Source organism: Cecembia lonarensis LW9 (assembly GCF_000298295.1).
GTDB classification, from domain to species: Bacteria; Bacteroidota; Bacteroidia; order Cytophagales; family Cyclobacteriaceae; genus Cecembia; species Cecembia lonarensis.
Window position 1 is genome coordinate 1 of sequence record NZ_AMGM01000046.1, and the last position, 15,495, is coordinate 15,495.

16 protein-coding genes and 1 tRNA gene are annotated in these 15,495 nt (G+C 41.7%); 9 read left to right on the forward strand and 8 right to left on the reverse strand.

All coding sequences use genetic code 11. The features are described 5' to 3' along the window. Positions 1-101 precede the first annotated feature (101 nt). The 4 genes from B879_RS13485 to B879_RS13500 all read right to left on the reverse strand — a co-directional run bounded on the left by B879_RS13485 (position 102) and on the right by B879_RS13500 (position 4,875). Entirely contained in the window at positions 102-923 is an 822-nt protein-coding gene (locus B879_RS13485; RefSeq protein WP_009185745.1) for a glycerophosphodiester phosphodiesterase family protein, read from the reverse strand. Next, a complete protein-coding gene (locus tag B879_RS13490; protein ID WP_040400699.1) occupies positions 920-2,506 on the reverse strand; it encodes a M1 family metallopeptidase in 1,587 nt (528 codons plus the stop codon). The genes B879_RS13485 and B879_RS13490 overlap by 4 nt, the downstream gene beginning before the upstream one ends. 62 nt (positions 2,507-2,568) lie before the next feature. After that, on the reverse strand, positions 2,569-3,762 hold the full coding sequence (locus tag B879_RS13495; protein WP_009185747.1) for a THUMP-like domain-containing protein: 1,194 nt from the start codon (positions 3,760-3,762) through the stop codon (positions 2,569-2,571). Between the two features lie 123 nt (positions 3,763-3,885). Next, on the reverse strand, positions 3,886-4,875 hold the full coding sequence (locus tag B879_RS13500; RefSeq protein WP_009185748.1) for an aspartate-semialdehyde dehydrogenase: 990 nt from the start codon (positions 4,873-4,875) through the stop codon (positions 3,886-3,888). Between the two features lie 183 nt (positions 4,876-5,058). Here B879_RS13500 and B879_RS13505 point away from each other — a divergent pair, with 183 nt between their 5' ends. The 4 genes from B879_RS13505 to scpB all read left to right on the forward strand — a co-directional run bounded on the left by B879_RS13505 (position 5,059) and on the right by scpB (position 9,684). Continuing rightward, positions 5,059-8,397: a lamin tail domain-containing protein gene (locus B879_RS13505; protein WP_009185749.1), complete on the forward strand. Its 3,339-nt coding sequence runs from the start codon at positions 5,059-5,061 to the stop codon at positions 8,395-8,397. Positions 8,398-8,460: 63 nt separating this feature from the next. Next, positions 8,461-8,610 (forward strand): hypothetical protein, encoded by a 150-nt coding sequence (locus tag B879_RS22885; protein WP_009185750.1) that lies wholly within the window; start codon positions 8,461-8,463, stop codon positions 8,608-8,610. A 119-nt stretch (positions 8,611-8,729) separates the two neighbouring features. Beyond that, complete coding sequence (locus tag B879_RS13510) at positions 8,730-9,113, forward strand: TraR/DksA family transcriptional regulator (protein ID WP_009185751.1); 384 nt, start codon at positions 8,730-8,732, stop codon at positions 9,111-9,113. A gap of 1 nt (position 9,114) precedes the next feature. After that, the gene (scpB, locus tag B879_RS13515) at positions 9,115-9,684 is read left to right on the forward strand and encodes an SMC-Scp complex subunit ScpB (protein WP_083847953.1); all 570 of its coding nucleotides are present in this window, start codon (positions 9,115-9,117) and stop codon (positions 9,682-9,684) included. Here scpB and B879_RS13520 read toward each other — a convergent pair. The 4 genes from B879_RS13520 to era form a co-directional block, all read right to left on the reverse strand. Further along, positions 9,681-10,304, reverse strand: a complete 624-nt coding sequence (locus B879_RS13520; RefSeq protein WP_009185753.1) for a SprT family zinc-dependent metalloprotease — start codon at positions 10,302-10,304, stop codon at positions 9,681-9,683. The two genes, scpB and B879_RS13520, sit on opposite strands and share 4 nt — an antisense overlap. Positions 10,305-10,543: 239 nt before the next feature. Beyond that, positions 10,544-10,741, reverse strand: a complete 198-nt coding sequence (locus tag B879_RS13525) for a hypothetical protein (protein ID WP_009185754.1) — start codon at positions 10,739-10,741, stop codon at positions 10,544-10,546. A gap of 80 nt (positions 10,742-10,821) precedes the next feature. Next, positions 10,822-12,135 (reverse strand): ribosome biogenesis GTPase Der, encoded by a 1,314-nt coding sequence (der, locus tag B879_RS13530; protein ID WP_009185755.1) that lies wholly within the window; start codon positions 12,133-12,135, stop codon positions 10,822-10,824. A gap of 15 nt (positions 12,136-12,150) precedes the next feature. Further along, positions 12,151-13,041 carry a GTPase Era gene (era, locus tag B879_RS13535; RefSeq protein WP_009185756.1) on the reverse strand — a complete coding sequence of 297 codons (891 nt, stop codon included), beginning with the start codon at positions 13,039-13,041 and terminating at the stop codon, positions 12,151-12,153. A gap of 307 nt (positions 13,042-13,348) precedes the next feature. On the opposite strand from era, the gene B879_RS13540 reads away from it, so the two are divergent. The 5 genes from B879_RS13540 (at position 13,349) to B879_RS23220 (ending at position 15,400) form a co-directional block, all read left to right on the forward strand. Further along, positions 13,349-13,421, forward strand: a tRNA-Met gene (locus B879_RS13540). Positions 13,422-13,665: 244 nt separating this feature from the next. Next, positions 13,666-13,848 carry a type II toxin-antitoxin system HicA family toxin gene (locus tag B879_RS13545; protein WP_040400701.1) on the forward strand — a complete coding sequence of 61 codons (183 nt, stop codon included), beginning with the start codon at positions 13,666-13,668 and terminating at the stop codon, positions 13,846-13,848. A gap of 39 nt (positions 13,849-13,887) precedes the next feature. Further along, entirely contained in the window at positions 13,888-14,271 is a 384-nt protein-coding gene (locus B879_RS13550) for a helix-turn-helix domain-containing protein (RefSeq protein ID WP_040400703.1), read from the forward strand. Positions 14,272-14,874: 603 nt separating this feature from the next. After that, the gene (locus B879_RS13560) at positions 14,875-15,126 is read left to right on the forward strand and encodes a type II toxin-antitoxin system Phd/YefM family antitoxin (RefSeq protein WP_040400705.1); all 252 of its coding nucleotides are present in this window, start codon (positions 14,875-14,877) and stop codon (positions 15,124-15,126) included. Between the two features lie 106 nt (positions 15,127-15,232). Beyond that, positions 15,233-15,400, forward strand: a complete 168-nt coding sequence (locus tag B879_RS23220) for a Txe/YoeB family addiction module toxin (protein ID WP_238542139.1) — start codon at positions 15,233-15,235, stop codon at positions 15,398-15,400. The last annotated feature ends 95 nt before the right edge of the window (positions 15,401-15,495 follow it).

Below are 15,495 nucleotides of genomic sequence, written 5' to 3' on the forward strand. Positions count from 1 at the left end.
GAGAACAAAAAAAACATAATCAAACATCTAATCCAAAGTTTATGAATATTATTCCATTTTAACTTTTTATTCAATTCCCTTAATGCATCTGGAAAACCCTATCAATTGATGACTTGCTTTAAAATAATGGGGTAATCACTTACTACCACATTGGGATTTCTCTTTTGCACAAATTCTTTGTAAATAAAAGGATCTTCAATTCCTCGTTTGTCAATGGCTCCCATTACGTCCGTAATGACAGGCAAACCCAATTCTTGAGCCTGGATGTACAAGCTAAGGTTGGCATCTTTATTGACGTAGACAGCCAAATGATAGGGGTCGGTGGTTTTGCAAAGGTATTCGTCGAATTCCTCTTCCTCATTAATCAGGACAGAGACCAAAAAGCGTTGACTCAGATCAAAGGCTTCCTGGGCCCTTGCTAAACTGAAAGTAAGTAATACTATCCTATCCAACATCCCAGCTACTTCCACTGCTTCCATAACTTTGTGCAGCGGTGCATTTTTTACATCCAGCATCAAATAAAGTTCCTGCTGGGATGCTTCCTTTAAAAAATTTTCAAAACGGGGAAGGTATTCTTCTGTTTCCTTTAATCCCACCCTATCCAAATCCTTGCTTTTCCATTCAGCAATATTTCCTGTACCCAAGGTAGTCCTGTCCAGGGTTCTGTCATGAAGCAGATACAAAACACCATCCTGACTTTCCATGATGTCAATCTCCAACATGTCTATTCCTTCATTCAAGGCCTGTTGTAAACCCAAGAGGCTATTTTCCGGGATATCCGGATTCACCGCCCCTCTATGGGCAAAAACCAAGGTTTTCTCCTCTTCCAAAAGCTTTCGCAAACTTTGGGCCTGAAGAAAGGCATGGTTCAGAAAAAGCATGTACATGAAAGCAACCCAAAGGAATAATTTACTTTTGCTCATTTTTTCGATATCAAATACCAACCTCGTGGATCAACTTCAATCGGGCCTTCACTTTTTACCAAAATGGGTTTTGAGGACAGCACATGCCGCTCGTATCCATTGGAGGTTTTTATTTCCACGGGCATTTGGAAGGAAATGTTTGGCAAACTTACCTGGTATCCTTTTCTGCCTCTCTTCCGCATTTTCACCTCTGGTAAGCGGACAGATTTGAGATAGAGATCAAAAAAGCCCTGTAAATCCAATCCGGTATAATCCTGCACAAACCCTGTGAAATCCTTCGTTTCGACCAAATTTTCATAAATAAAACGCTCATCTGATGCGAAAGCCTTTAACATGGGAAAAAACAACTCATCCCCGATATAATAGCGCAAGGAATGGATGATAAAGGCCCCTTTGGTATAAATTTCCGGATGATAGGCGTAATCTGAAGTGGAATTTCTGGGAGAAACTACCGGACGCAGATTCCTGATATTGGCCCTGACGCTGCCCACTTTTTCATGGTAAGTTTCCTCCCCACCATGTTTCAGGTAAAACAACCAATCTCCATACGCAGTCAAGCCCTCGTGAATCCAAAAATCTGCCCAATCTTTGACCGATACTTTGTTACCAAACCATTCATGCCCCAGTTCATGGTGTAAAAGCCAATCTGCTGTAACCTCTCCAATCTTTTCAAACTGGAAATTATTGCCGTAAGCATTGATGGTCTGATGCTCCATGCCCAAGTAAGGCGTCTCCACCACAGCGATTTTGTCGTCAGGAAATGGATAGGGGCCAAAGTAGTATTCGTGGGTTGCAGCGGAAGTCTTCAACACGTCTAAGAGCGGTAATGCTTGGTCTTGGTTTTGCTGCAGCACCCAAACAAACATGGGGATTTGCTTACCATCTACACTTTCAAAGGTGGTAGAAACTTCATAAAAAACACCCAAAGTAAAGTTAATGTTGTAATTATTGATGGGGTATTGGGTGGTCCAATGGTAAGTAATTTTACCCTCTGAATCCCTGCTGCCCACCAGTCGACCATTAGAGGCGACAAAATAGGGTTTAGGGACAGTGAAAATCAAATCCACACCATTCAAGGGTTCGCTGGAAGGATGGTCCAGGCAAGGCATGAAAATCTTTGCGCCTTCATTCTGAGAGGACAGCCCCATCCAATGGTTATCCAGTTCATCGATTTCCCAGGTAAATCCCCCTGTCCAAGGGGGACGGATGGCAATCGGCGTTTTGCCGCCATAATACACCTCCACCTCTTCACATGTACAATCCACGGGATAAATATCCAACGTGTCCCCAAAATGCCTGAATTTGATCTCCTGACCGTCCATGATTACTTTTTGCACCTGATATTCCTCAATCAGGTGCAAACGCATGGTGTCCAATTTTTCTACAGACGCAAAGGTGATTTTGTTTTTACCATGGATTTCCTGGGACTCGGGGAACAACTCCAACTCCAACTGGTAATGCATGACACGGTATTTCTGTTGCAAAGGATCCAATGGACCACCCCAAGCCCAGTTTTTTTGAATTTGGGCAAAGCCATTCATGGAGTATAGCAAAACCCAGCATAAAAGCAGTATTCTTTTCATTTTGAAGACTTGATCAGTAAGCAGTGGAAAAGATACGCATTTCCTGCCTTCTTGGTAAAGATTTACCGCATTTTTCGGCAATGAAAAACCCGGTAGCTTTCCCCAACTTTGGTACAGATCAAAAAATCTTCCCCTCCATCCTTCAGCTTAAATTTGCTTTTGATCTCTTCGGTTGAAAGGGCAAAATTTCTGGCAATCACATTGACCTTACCGGAAGGAAAGGTAGATTTGAGTTCTTTTTTGGGCTGTTTAAATTCTCTGATTACCTCAAAAACCCGCCCGGGGATATCCTCTGAATAGCTATCCGAGGTGTATAGGTGGCTGTTGGGATGCAGCTTATCCAAGCCGAACTGCTGTCCGAAAAGTTTGAAGGCACCTGCCTTCATGATGCTGGCCATGGGTTCAATGATATAGGATTTGACTTCAGAAAAGGTACTGCTGGCCTCCTGCTCTTTTGCCAGAGTAAAGTCGAAGTCCTGCCGGCCTGCTGTCCCCAAATCTACACAATGGATCTGGGCCTCCGACAATCCTTGTTCTTCTTGCCATAGCAGGAGTAATTCCTTGACCTCATTCTTTACGGAAAGTACCCATACCTGCTGTAGCTCCGGCAATTCATTGATGGCCTGCTTTAAGTCCAACATGGGCGATACTTTGACCAGGATGTTTTTCCCTTTGGATTTCATCAAGTCCCAATTCGCCACCACATCGGGTTCACAATCCGCCAATTTGAATAATTTTTGGTTATGCTCCCCTCTTCTGGCCGGATCTACATAAATGAGATCAAAGGGCTCAGGAAAACGACCCAAAATTTCCAGGCCATCCCCATGAAAGGTCTTGACATGAGACATGCCCAGGATATCCATATTGTACCTGAAAATATCCACCAGATTCTCATCCCGCTCACAGTAGTTTACTGATTTGAAATTGGCTCCCAGGTAAAATGTATCTATGCCAAATCCACCGGTAAGGTCTATCATGGAAGTTCCTTTGACCAATTCAGTTTTAAACCGGGCTGTTTCCTCTGATGAAGCCTGTTCCACGGATAAGTTGACAGGAAAAAACAAAGAAAGGTTATTCGCCCATTCAGGGATTTTTTTCAACCCTTTTTGGCGGGCAGTAAGTTGCTCTACCGCAAGTTTTAAATCATAGTCTACCTTTTTTTGGAGCGACAAAAAAAGCTTAAAAGGATCTTTCTCATGCAGGTAATCCTGAATGAATTTCTTTATTTTTTTAGTATAGACCTTTTGAATCTCCAAATCTTTTTTGTCATTGAATTAAAAAAAGAAGCTGTCCCTTGATCTTACTTCCAGTTCAAATGCAAAATAAAACTTTGAATATATTCCGGAAATCAGAATTAGAAACAGCCTTATGCATATCATTTATGCCATGCTGTGCTCCATCAGGTACTCAGCAATTTGCACCGCGTTGGTCGCAGCACCTTTTCTCAGGTTATCAGCTACAATCCACATGTTCAATGTATTGGGTTGGGATTCATCCCTTCTCAACCTTCCAACAAATACTTCATCCTTTTTGTGGGAAGTAAGCGGCATCGGATACAGGTTATTGGCCGGATCATCCTGAAGTACCACTCCAGGTGTGTTCGCTAAAATCTCTTTTACTTCCTCTAAGTCAAAGTCTTGATGGAATTCCACATTTACCGATTCCGAATGGCCTCCCATGGTCGGGATTCTCACTGTAGTGGCGGTCACCTGAATGCTATCATCACCAAAAATTTTCTTGGTCTCATTGATCATTTTCATTTCCTCCTTGGTGTAGCCATTGGGTTGGAACACATCAATATGAGGAAGCACATTCATGTCAATTTTATGTGGATAAACCATATCCACAGGCTGTCCATTTCTTTCTGCCATCATCTGATCTACTGCTGCTTTACCAGTACCGGTCACAGACTGGTAGGTAGACACTACGATCCTTTTGATGCCATAACGCTTGTGCAGCAAATTTAGCGCTACCACCATTTGTATGGTAGAACAGTTGGGGTTGGCAATAATCCTATCGTCTATTCTTAAGTCTTTGGCATTGATTTCCGGTACAACAAGTTTCTTGGTAGGATCCATTCTCCAAGCGGAAGAATTGTCGATGACGATGGTCCCCACTGCAGCAAATTGAGGTGCCCATTCCAAAGAGGTGCCTCCTCCTGCTGAAAATATGGCGATGTCCGGCTTCTCAGAAACAGCCTGTTTTAATCCCATGATGGTGTATTGTTTACCCTTAAAAGTCATCTTTTTCCCTGCAGACCTTTCACTGGCTACTAAGAGTAATTCATCAAATGGGAAGTTGTGCTCATCCAGCACTTCTAGGATTTCTGAGCCTACCAATCCGGTAGCTCCTACAACGGCTAGTTTCATGTTTACTTTAATGTTTTTTAAATGAACCGCAAAGGTAAAAGAAGAATTCCCAAAAAAGACAGTTCCCCCACTTATAATTACTTTATTTTCAAGATTTAGCCTGCTTTTTTAACAAGAATTGAAAAATAAGCAGATACACGGATAAAGTTCTTCCATTAGTTAACAATTCCATATTTTCAAACTATGGACACTTTTAGTTTGATCAGGTTTTTTTGTACGCTGTCCCTGTTGCTTTTTCTTCACCAAAACCTCACTCAGGCACAGGTTCAGGATTTTGAAAGGGACTTTGTGATTGTCAATCACCCGGAAATGTTTCTGCCCGGTTGGTCTGCCAATGAGGTCAGGGCTACGGCTTCAAGGGTCTTTCAGGCCAATTTGGAAGGTAGAAACCGAAGCAGGGCATTGGCCGTGCAGCCAATCAGTACCTTTTCCGGCATGATTTACACCCAAGTAGAACCTGTCAACTATAAGCAGCCCAAAATTGCTTTTTTTGCCAAAACCAAAAGAAATGGTTCAGGAAACCGTCCCGCCTCGGTCAGCATTCACCTTTCCCTATCAAGCTTTGAGGATTTTGAATACCAATTTGACTTGGGGCAGGATTACCCTTTCCCCAATCAGGATACCGAGTACCAATTGGTAGAGCTTCCCCTTCCTCAGGCCTTTTGGACAGCAGAAGCTGTATATGTAAAAATTGAAGTGGGCCTCGGTGCGGGTTCAGGCTCTGGTGCAAGATTTTTTATGGATGATTTCGGGATTTTTGATGGGGATGAAGTGGTAGATCCCATAAAGATTAAGGAAGCCCATTTGCTGGACCCTTACCGCATTGCCCTGCATTTGGATAAGCCTGTGGCAGCCCCTTCCATCGGACAGGTTCAGGCAGCCAATTTGACTGGATTGTCTTTGATCTTCCCAACAGACACCCTGATTGTATTGGAATCCCCAGATTTGATCCCTATGGAAGTGCTACAGATCAACTTACAAAACCTAAGGGATGGAAGGGGCAAGGTAACTCCCATAACCAGTATAAACTTGGATAACCGACAAATACAACTGGGGGAAATACTGCTCATGGCTCCCCATATCGTCAGATTAAATTTCAACCATTTTTTTGAGGAAGCATCCGTCAGTAGGAGTGCTAACTTTCGCTTGAACAACCGTCAGCCAAACGATATTCGAGTTGGAGAAAACCGCTATCAAATCGATTTATTTTTTGACAGAGAGTTTGAATTGGGGCAATGGCTGACCCTAGAAGCAAATGAAATCAGCAATCACCTTGGGAAAAAACAGGATAACCCGATGAGAAAAATATTGCGCTATGAAGATCATATTGAGGCATTGTACCTCTCAGCACAGGACCAACTGGACCTGTTCTCTGCATTGCCTTTGGACAGGGAAAGTTTTTCCATAGCGGATATCCAAGTGGAAGAAAATCCGGATCTCAAGTTTACCCCAAGCTTCCCCAGCCCTTCCCAGATTCGCTTGAAAGCAGAAATTCCTTTTGAGGAAGGCCCCCTATTCAGTTTGCTGATTCCTGCTAGAAAAAGTCAACGGGGGCTTCCCATTCATGCTTCGAAAAGGGATTTTTTCTGGGACAGAACGCCGCCAGAACTGGTCAAGGTAGCCCCACTTGATGCCAATAAAATCCTGCTCATCTTCTCAGAAGCCTTGGATCCTGTTTTTGCACTTTTACCTGAAATGTACCGAATTGATGGTACAAGTCCCATTGAAGTCTTGCTTCAAAATAATGACAGCCAAGTGATTCTTACTTTTCCCAGGGCTTTTGAAATGGGCAGGACCTATGTTTTGCAAGTAATCAAAGCCAGTGATTTGAGCGGGAATTTTGGAGAAGATTATGAATTTGAGTTTGTATTCGAAAAAGAGGCCCTGCTCAGTTTCAAATCAATAGTTATCAACGAGCTGATGCCGGCACCAAGACCGGGCAATATCCTTCCCAATGTGGAATATGTGGAATTGTACAACCCAGGAGAGCAAAACATCTACCTGGGAGGAATGCAGCTGGCCAACTCCAGAAGGGTCACCACTTTGCCATCTGCTGTTTTGGGACCAAAGTCTTACCTCATCTTATGTCCAAGAACAAGGTCCGCAGAATTTGAAAGGTATGGAGAAGTCCTTGGGTTAACTAATTGGCCCACCCTGCTGAACACAGCTGATCAGGTCAAACTTTTTGACAGTGAGGGAAGGATACTGGACAGCCTGAATTACATAAGTACCTCTTTCGGAGGCACCGAATTTGCCAGAGGGGGTTATAGCCTGGAACTGATAAATCCCTATCTTTTGTGTCATTTACCGGAAAACCTGAAAGCATCGAGGGACGAGAAAAGAGGTACCCCCGGGAAACAGAATTCGGTTTACGAAACCAGCCCTGACCTGAGCCCGCCCACTTTCATTAAAGGCATCTGGGTGGGGGAAGAACAGGTCCTTTTGCATTTTTCCAAAATCCTAAACACCAACCTGCAAAATATTTCCTGGGAGTTTAACCCTGCAATCAACCTAAAAAAAGTAGAAACAGGTCCTGCACCTCATCAAATCCTTTTAAGCTTTGAAGAAGACTTAAAGGAAGGGGTGAAATATCAAGTTAAAATAAGTAATCTGAGGGACTGCAGTGGGAACCTTTACGACAAAAATCAATTAGCCTGGATGGCAAAACCGAGCGAGGCTGAGGCGGGGGATGTAGTGATAAATGAAGTACTTTTCAATGCAAGAGTACAAGCTCCAAAGTTTGTGGAAGTGTATAATGCGTCCGGGAAATTCATCAACCTGAAGGATTGGAAGTTGGCCAATTTGAATGCCGCTGGTGAAGTGGCCAATAGGAGGATTCTTTTCACGGAGGATTATGTCATCGAACCTTTTAGCCATTTGGTTTTCACGACCGATAAAGAGCGGCTCTATCAGGAATATCCCAAAGGAGACCCCCGTCGCTTTATCGCATATGCTACTTTGCCCAGTTTCCCTATCAGCAGCGGCAACGTCATTTTTTTAAATCCGGACGAGCAAATCATGGAAATGTTCAGTTACCACGAGCGGATGCACCACAGCCTTCTTCGTGACAGAAGAGGGGTTTCCTTGGAGCGTCTTTCTCCACTTGCTCCCGTGGATGATCCCAATAATTGGCAATCAGCTGCCGCATCAGTGGGCTTTGCTACCCCTGGCAGGAGAAATTCACAGGTTTATGAAGGACAGGAAGACATGGGAATAGAGATTCATCCAAAAGTTTTTAATCCTGATTTGCCGGGACCGGATGCTTACGTTACCATAAGCTATAAAATGGACGTTGCAGGAAAGACTGCCAATGTGAGGATTTACAGTTTAAACGGCACCATTGTCCGGGAAATATGTCAAAATGCCATTTGGGGTAAAGAGGGTTTTTATCTTTGGGACGGCACTGATAGCAATAGAAGAAAAGTGCGGCCTGGGCATTATGTCCTATGGGCACAAGTATTTGATCTGGAGGGTAAGGTGCACTCCTTAAAAAAAACACTGGTAGTTGGTACATTTTTTTAGGTAAATCAAAACCTAATCCTCGGATTTTTAGTATCTTAAAAGACCAAACAAACTCCTATCCCCATGCGACCCGATCTTATCACCCAAACCCTCAAAACCTATGTCATTCAAAAAGGCAAAGACCTAAAAGTCATCCAAAGGTATTTGAGTGTCAAGTACAAGTTAGTAATGGATGAAAAAGTCCTACTAAAGCGGCTGGAAAATCTTTCCTGACCTAGAAAACCGCCTCATTGGCGGTTTTTATTTTTGAAATTAAAATGCTAACCGTATTTTAGGGGACTTTTCAATCGGACGTATGGATTGGAGAAGATTTATCACATAAATAAATTGTTATGAGCCAAGAAGAAAAAACCGCCTACACTCCGGACGAGTTGAAGGAATTTGAGGAAATCATTCTCAAAAAACTGGCTATGGCCAAAGAAGAACTGACCATGTTAAAAGAAACACTGAGTAAAAAAAATGACAGTGGAACTGATTTTACGGCAGCCACGTCCAAACTTCTTGAAGATGGTGCGGATACTTTGGAAAGGGAAAATATGAGCCAATTGGCTGCCCGTCAACAAAAATTCATCATCAACTTAGAGAATGCCCTGATCAGAATCAAAAACGGGACTTATGGGGTCTGCGTGGATACAGGGAAGTTGATTTCTAAGGAAAGACTAAGGGCTGTCCCCCACACCATGCATTCTATTGAAGCTAAACTTGCCAAGAAATAAATTGGAATTTTTACACCGACACATAGAAGCTTTGATTTTCTGCTCTCCATCTCCGTTGGGCCTGGAAGAAATCCAGAAATGCCTGACGGAGATGTTTGAGTCAGAAATTCCTATAGAACATATTCAGGAAGCCCTCAATGATTTACTTGAAAAGTACCAGCAGGAGGAGTTTTCTTTTGCCCTGGAGCAATTAGGCGGAGGTTATCAATTTTTGACCAAGCCTGCTTATCAGAGCAGTATATCCATTTTACTCAAGCAACAATCCCAAAAAAGGCTATCCACAGCCCAATTGGAAACCCTATCCATAATTGCCTATAAGCAACCGGTAACCAAAACTGAAATTGAGCATATCAGAGGGGTGAGTTGTGATTACTCTGTTCAAAAACTCTTGGAAAAGGAACTTATTGCCATCAAGGGAAAATCAGATGCCGTTGGTAAACCCATTCTTTATGGTACAAGTGATAAGTTTATGGAGTATTTTGGGATCAACAACTTAGGGGATCTTCCACAACCCAAGGATTTTTCCCAGGAAGCCAACCAAATCGGGGAAGAAAAAGATCAGCTCTCTTAGTCTGATTTCTTCACTTCTGCATGGGCAGAAATGAGGAACTTTTTCCCTGTGGAAAGTTCTTCACATACCACCCTGGTCCTCCTGATCTGATCTTTTCTGAATCTTCTGCCCTGTAGTGAAAAAACCTCACCCGAAGGCAGATCGATCAACAATGCTTTATCCGGACTGATATTCAGGTCATAGGATTTCAATACTTTTGCCAAAAGCAAATCAGCCCCGGTACTGGCCTTGGGATTTTTCATATGCCTAAGCAGGGCCAGATAAACATCTTTAGGAAAAACCTTGTCGGAAAGGACTGGAAGCATTAACTCCCTAAAGGTCAGCTTCCACTCTGTACCATGAGGCCTGATTTTCCAACCATGGCGATCGAATGCCCGGTAATGGGCAACTTCATGGATGTAAGTGATCAAAAACTGATAGGGGCTTAGGTTATAATTGATGGATATGGTCTGGACTTTTCTGTCTCTGCGGTATCTGAAGTCTCCTAATTTGCTGGAGCGATCCCGTGTAATGAAAAAATTAAATGGCTTTTCTTTCCAAAGCTGAAAACAATAATCCACGGCTGATTCAGGCACATGTTTCTTAAACGCTTCCAAAAATTGTGTATCCCTGTTTTCCATATCGCTTGAAATATAAAAAAAAGGGCTGATCGATTTCCCGAACAGCCCAGTTTTTAACCCGAAATATGCATTAGAATTTCTATTACGAGCACAAAACACCTCATAATCAATCGTTTCACTGCATTTAGCTCACTCAACATAGAGATGACTATGCTTCATTCGCTAAATGCTTAATTCTTTTGTGTTTTGAGCTCTCACAACGAACTCTAACGCATAATCCGGGTTTAAAGAAGTTAGAATTAACCTTCTACTACCTCTTCAACTTCTTCAACTACCTCTTCGAACTCACCTTCGATTGCTTCAGTAGCTTCTTCGATAGCCTCTTCAGTCTCTTCGATGATAACTTCTACTTCTTCAGTAACTTCTTCCGCCTTGTTTCCGCAAGCAGCTGCGAACAACATACCAGCGATAGCGAATGATGCAAATACCTTTTTCATGATTTTGTTTGTTTCTTAAATTAAGCGTGCAAAAGTACTACCATTCAAGTAATAATCAAGCTGTTCAACAAAAATTATTTTTATTTTTTCTTATACGTTATTTTGATCGGAACCCCTTCAAAATCAAAGTTTTCCCTCAACCTGTTTTCCAGGAATCTGGTATAGGGTTCTTTGATGTACTGAGGGAGGTTACAGAAGAAAGCAAATACAGGATTTTTAGTCGGTAACTGTGTAATATATTTAATCTTGATGTACTTCCCTTTGTTTGCTGGAGGCGGGTACTTTTCTATCTCCGGCAGGATTTTATCGTTCAGTTTGGAAGTAGCTACCTTCCTTGTTTTGTTTTCATACACCTTTACAGCCAATTCTATAGCCTGGAAAATACGTTGTTTGGTCTCCACAGAAGTGAAAATGATAGGAATCCAACGGTTTTCACCAAGTTTCTCCAACATTTCTTTTTTGATCTTATCCATGGTCTTATGGTCTTTCTCAATAAGATCCCATTTGTTGACCATGATTATGATCCCTTTGTTGTTTTTGATACCCAAAGAAATTAGGTTGATGTCCTGGGCTTCCAAACCTCTGCTTGCATCTACCATGACAATCAAAACATCCGATTCTTCCAAGGTTCTCAAAGAACGCATGACCGAGTAAAACTCAATATCTTCCTTGACCTTCGCTTTTTTACGGATACCTGCCGTATCGGTGATGATAAAGTCCTGCCCGTACAATTTGTACCTGGTGTGGATGGCGTCTCGGGTGGTTCCTGCTTCATTGGTCACAATGGAACGTTCAGTACCCAGCAAGGCATTCAAAAAGGAAGATTTTCCCACATTAGGTCTGCCTAATATGGCAATTTTAGGTATCCCGGCCTCCGGGTCTTCTTCTCCCTCATCGGGGAAATGCTTGATCACCTCATCCAATATATCTCCCGTCCCGCTACCACTTACTGCGGCAATGGGAAACACATCATTATCCCCCAAACCAAGGGCATAAAACTCTGCCGCCATCAATGCCTTTTCCGCACTGTCTGCCTTATTGGCAACGATGAAAATCGGTTTCTTGGATCCCCTGAGCTCATTGGCAAACTCTTTATCCAGATCTGTAAGGCCATCATGGCAATCCACTACAAAAAGTATGACATTTGCCTCATCTATTGCCAATTTAACCTGCTTCCGGATTTCTGCTTCATATACATCATCAGATCCTGTCACATACCCTCCTGTATCTATCACGGAAAAAAACTTGCCTCCCCACTGGGCATGTCCGTAGTGACGGTCCCGGGTCACGCCGGATACGTTATCCTCGATGGCTTTGCGCTGCTCGATCAACCTATTGAAAAAGGTAGATTTCCCCACGTTGGGCCTACCCACTATTGCTACAATATTTGCCATTGCTGTCCTATATTTTTATTGGTCGTAACCAAATCTTCTTAATTTATTTTTGTCTTTTCTCCAATCCTCCGCCACCTTCACATAGGTTTCCAGGAAGATTTTTTTTCCGAAAAATTTTTCCATTTCTAACCTGGCCTGGGTACCTATCCTCTTTAAGGCTTTTCCTCCTTCTCCGATGATGATACCTTTTTGGCTGCTGCGCTCTACATAAATGATCGCCCTGATACGGATAATATTTTCTTCTTCGTAGAAATCTTCAATCTCAACCTGAGTACTGTATGGGATTTCTTTTTTGTAATTGAGGAAAATTTTCTCCCTGACGATTTCAGAAGCAAAGAAACGCTCCGGCTTATCAGTAAGTTCATCTTTGTTGTAGAAAGGCGGGTGAACCGGAAGGCGGTCCAAAATCTCCTGAAGAATGCGCTCCGTATTGAAACTTTCAGTAGCAGAGATGGGTATTACCGTTTCTGCCTTGATCCTTTGGGTCCAATATTGGGTCACTTCTTCCAGTTGATTTTCTTTAGACAAATCAATTTTGTTGATAACAAGAAGTACAGGAACACCTGATTGGTTGATCTTTTCTATTACGTCTTCTATTTCTTCGTCTGTTTCAAATAGATCGGTTACGAAAAGGATCACATCCGCATCCTCTAGGGACATATGGACAAAACCCATCATATTCTTATGCAGCTCGTACTTAGGTTTGAGCATGCCCGGTGTATCCGAGAATACGATTTGGTAATGGTCATCATTGATGATACCCATAATCCTATGTCTGGTCGTCTGGGCCTTAGAGGAGATGATCGAAAGTCTCTCGCCGATGAGCACATTCATAAGCGTGGACTTGCCGACATTGGGTTTACCAATGATATTGACAAAGCCCGCTTTGTGTGTGTTTTCGGTCATGACTACAGTTTTTTGTGCAAAGGTACTTGATTTTTTCCATAGCCCATGCCTTTAACGTAAAACAAACCAAATATACTTTGGGAAAATCTGACGAAAATGGCAATTACAGTGGAATTAGACTGTTTTTATGGGCAAAAAAATATTTTCAGTAAGCAGCTAATATTCAGGGAATAAGTCTATCTAAGTATATCAGTAGAAAAATTATCTCCCGTCTACATTTGCTTTGTATCAATAAAACCTCTACTTTTGTACCACGATTTCAGCAAATGGCTGTCAACATTAGAAAATCATTTGATTAAAGATATATCGCGGGATGGAGCAGTTGGTAGCTCGTCGGGCTCATAACCCGAAGGTCACAGGTTCGAGTCCTGTTCCCGCTACTCAAGACCAGGCAGTAATGTCTGGTTTTTTTTATGTCAAAAAATTCTCTGGAGGGCTAATAGCCGTGGCGGACACAGGTTCGAGTCCCCCGCCCGTAACGATTGGTACAGTCGGGCGGGTGTTCCCGCTACTACGAAGGATACTGGAAACGGTATCCTTTTTTTTGGCGATTTTTCAAAAAAAATAGTATCCAAAAACGCTACTTTCTCTTGCACTTCGGTATCATTTTTGCTACCTTTAAAAATGAAGGTCAAAGAACTTCTTAAAATACTAAAAGATGATGGCTGGAAGGAAAAAACCCAGAAAGGAAGTCACCTACAATTGATTCATCCAAAAAAGTCAGGTAAGGTAACTGTCCCTGTTCATGGAGGAGATATCCCCATCGGCACTTTGAACTCTATTCTTAAGCAAGCCGGTCTTAAGTAGTTTAAACAAGATTCTGATAAAATGGCCCAAATTGTAAATATGAAAACAGTAAAAATAAATCTAACCATAGAAAAGGGGGAAGACCATAAATTTTGGGGAAGCCTAACCTATAATGAAAATCTGATCACAGATTATGCTGATAGCATTTCTGAGCTTGAAGATAAAATTAAAGTCCTTTTAAAAGACTTTGAAGGCTTGGAACCTGAAGAAGTAGAGTTTGTTCGCCACTATGATGTATATGCCCTATTCAGGCGCTATGATTATTTGAAAATTTCCAGCGTGGCTAAATATGCAGGTATGAACGCGGCATTATTGCGACAATATGCATCAGGGGTTAAAAACCCTTCAATAGAACAAGCCAAAAAAATAGAGCAGACTTTACATAAATTGGCAGTAGAACTCGGGGAAGCAAGTGTTGTTTGATCATTGATATAATCAGAAACCTTCACAAGCTCTTGGAATTGCCTTTAGAGGTTTTGATTCCCCCTTATGAATTGAATGGCATCTAAGTCACTGTTAATTTAAAAATTAATTTAGCAATATTGGTCGCTATCGGTCAACGATCTGTATAGATTTTACTGACTAAGTTTTGGTGATTTTTTTAGCTTTATCCATATTGTCACTTTCAATTTTATGGATGAGCAACTCATATCCTCAATTCTTCTACTTTTTGTGCTTTTAATAGTGTGGTTCCTCAAAAGGTGGTGGTTCTCACTCAAAAGAAAGCGTAGGCGTAAATACTACAGGGATGTATATCTTAAATCAGAAGAATGGAAAAGAAAAAGATTTGTAGTCTTGAAGAGGGACAATTGGAGATGTGTATATTGTGGTGCTCGAGCTCAAGAAGTTCATCATAAAAAATACGCCAAAAGGAATATAGGTAAAGAGCCCATTCATTGGTTAGTTTCGGTTTGCAAAGTTTCCCATGATTCATTTCATAAACGGTAAATAAATTATTTCTAAGTGGTTTTTTGAACTTTTTAATATATTTTTATGTACCAATATGTGTACACAAAATTGAATGATATGTTAGTAATTAGTACTAGAGAGTTTCGACAAAATCTAAAAAAATACCTAGATCTCATCGATAAGAATGAGCGAGTGATCATTAAGAGGGGAAAAGACAAGGTCTATGAAATTTCAAGTGAAGTAAAAAATGACCGATTCTTCGATGATCCAATTGTTCAGGAACGATTGGCCAAAAGCATAAAGTCTTACACTGAGGGAAAAACAGTGAATATATCCCCTGAGCAATTGAAAGACCTCTTGGGTATATGATATTTGACATTGAGTTTACTCCTGAGGCCCTGGAAGATATTGAGAAGCTCAAGAAAACAGGAAATAAGGCTATATAAAGAAGATTTTCTCTCTTATCCAAGAACTAATACAACATCCTGAAACAGGAACAGGAAAACCTGAAAAGCTTAAATACTATAGGCAAAACATCTGGTCAAGAAGGATCGATAGAAAACACAGGCTAGTTTATTTGATAGAAGAAACAAAAATCGTTGTGACGGTTTTGGGTGCTTATGGCCATTATGGTGATAAATAAACCCATTATCTCGCAGCAAGAACGCAAAGTTTTTTCAAATGCTTTTGGCAAATTCGAATCCTGCTCCTGCTAGTATGTAACCAGGAAGAAAAGGT

What these genes read in the sequence shown, in the direction of transcription:
- B879_RS13510 (WP_009185751.1), top strand. Translation starts at nt 8,730, where the DNA reads ATGAGCCAAGAAGAAAAAACCGCCTACACTCCGGACGAGTTGAAGGAA.
- B879_RS22885 (WP_009185750.1), top strand. Translation starts at nt 8,461, where the DNA reads ATGCGACCCGATCTTATCACCCAAACCCTCAAAACCTATGTCATTCAA.
- B879_RS13550 (WP_040400703.1), top strand. Translation starts at nt 13,888, where the DNA reads ATGAAAACAGTAAAAATAAATCTAACCATAGAAAAGGGGGAAGACCAT.
- B879_RS13490 (WP_040400699.1), bottom strand. Translation starts at nt 2,506, where the DNA reads ATGAAAAGAATACTGCTTTTATGCTGGGTTTTGCTATACTCCATGAAT.
- B879_RS13520 (WP_009185753.1), bottom strand. Translation starts at nt 10,304, where the DNA reads ATGGAAAACAGGGATACACAATTTTTGGAAGCGTTTAAGAAACATGTG.
- der (WP_009185755.1), bottom strand. Translation starts at nt 12,135, where the DNA reads ATGGCAAATATTGTAGCAATAGTGGGTAGGCCCAACGTGGGGAAATCT.
- B879_RS13525 (WP_009185754.1), bottom strand. Translation starts at nt 10,741, where the DNA reads ATGAAAAAGGTATTTGCATCATTCGCTATCGCTGGTATGTTGTTCGCA.
- B879_RS13560 (WP_040400705.1), top strand. Translation starts at nt 14,875, where the DNA reads ATGTTAGTAATTAGTACTAGAGAGTTTCGACAAAATCTAAAAAAATAC.
- B879_RS13505 (WP_009185749.1), top strand. Translation starts at nt 5,059, where the DNA reads ATGGACACTTTTAGTTTGATCAGGTTTTTTTGTACGCTGTCCCTGTTG.
- era (WP_009185756.1), bottom strand. Translation starts at nt 13,041, where the DNA reads ATGACCGAAAACACACACAAAGCGGGCTTTGTCAATATCATTGGTAAA.
- B879_RS13485 (WP_009185745.1), bottom strand. Translation starts at nt 923, where the DNA reads ATGAGCAAAAGTAAATTATTCCTTTGGGTTGCTTTCATGTACATGCTT.
- B879_RS13500 (WP_009185748.1), bottom strand. Translation starts at nt 4,875, where the DNA reads ATGAAACTAGCCGTTGTAGGAGCTACCGGATTGGTAGGCTCAGAAATC.
- B879_RS13545 (WP_040400701.1), top strand. Translation starts at nt 13,666, where the DNA reads ATGAAGGTCAAAGAACTTCTTAAAATACTAAAAGATGATGGCTGGAAG.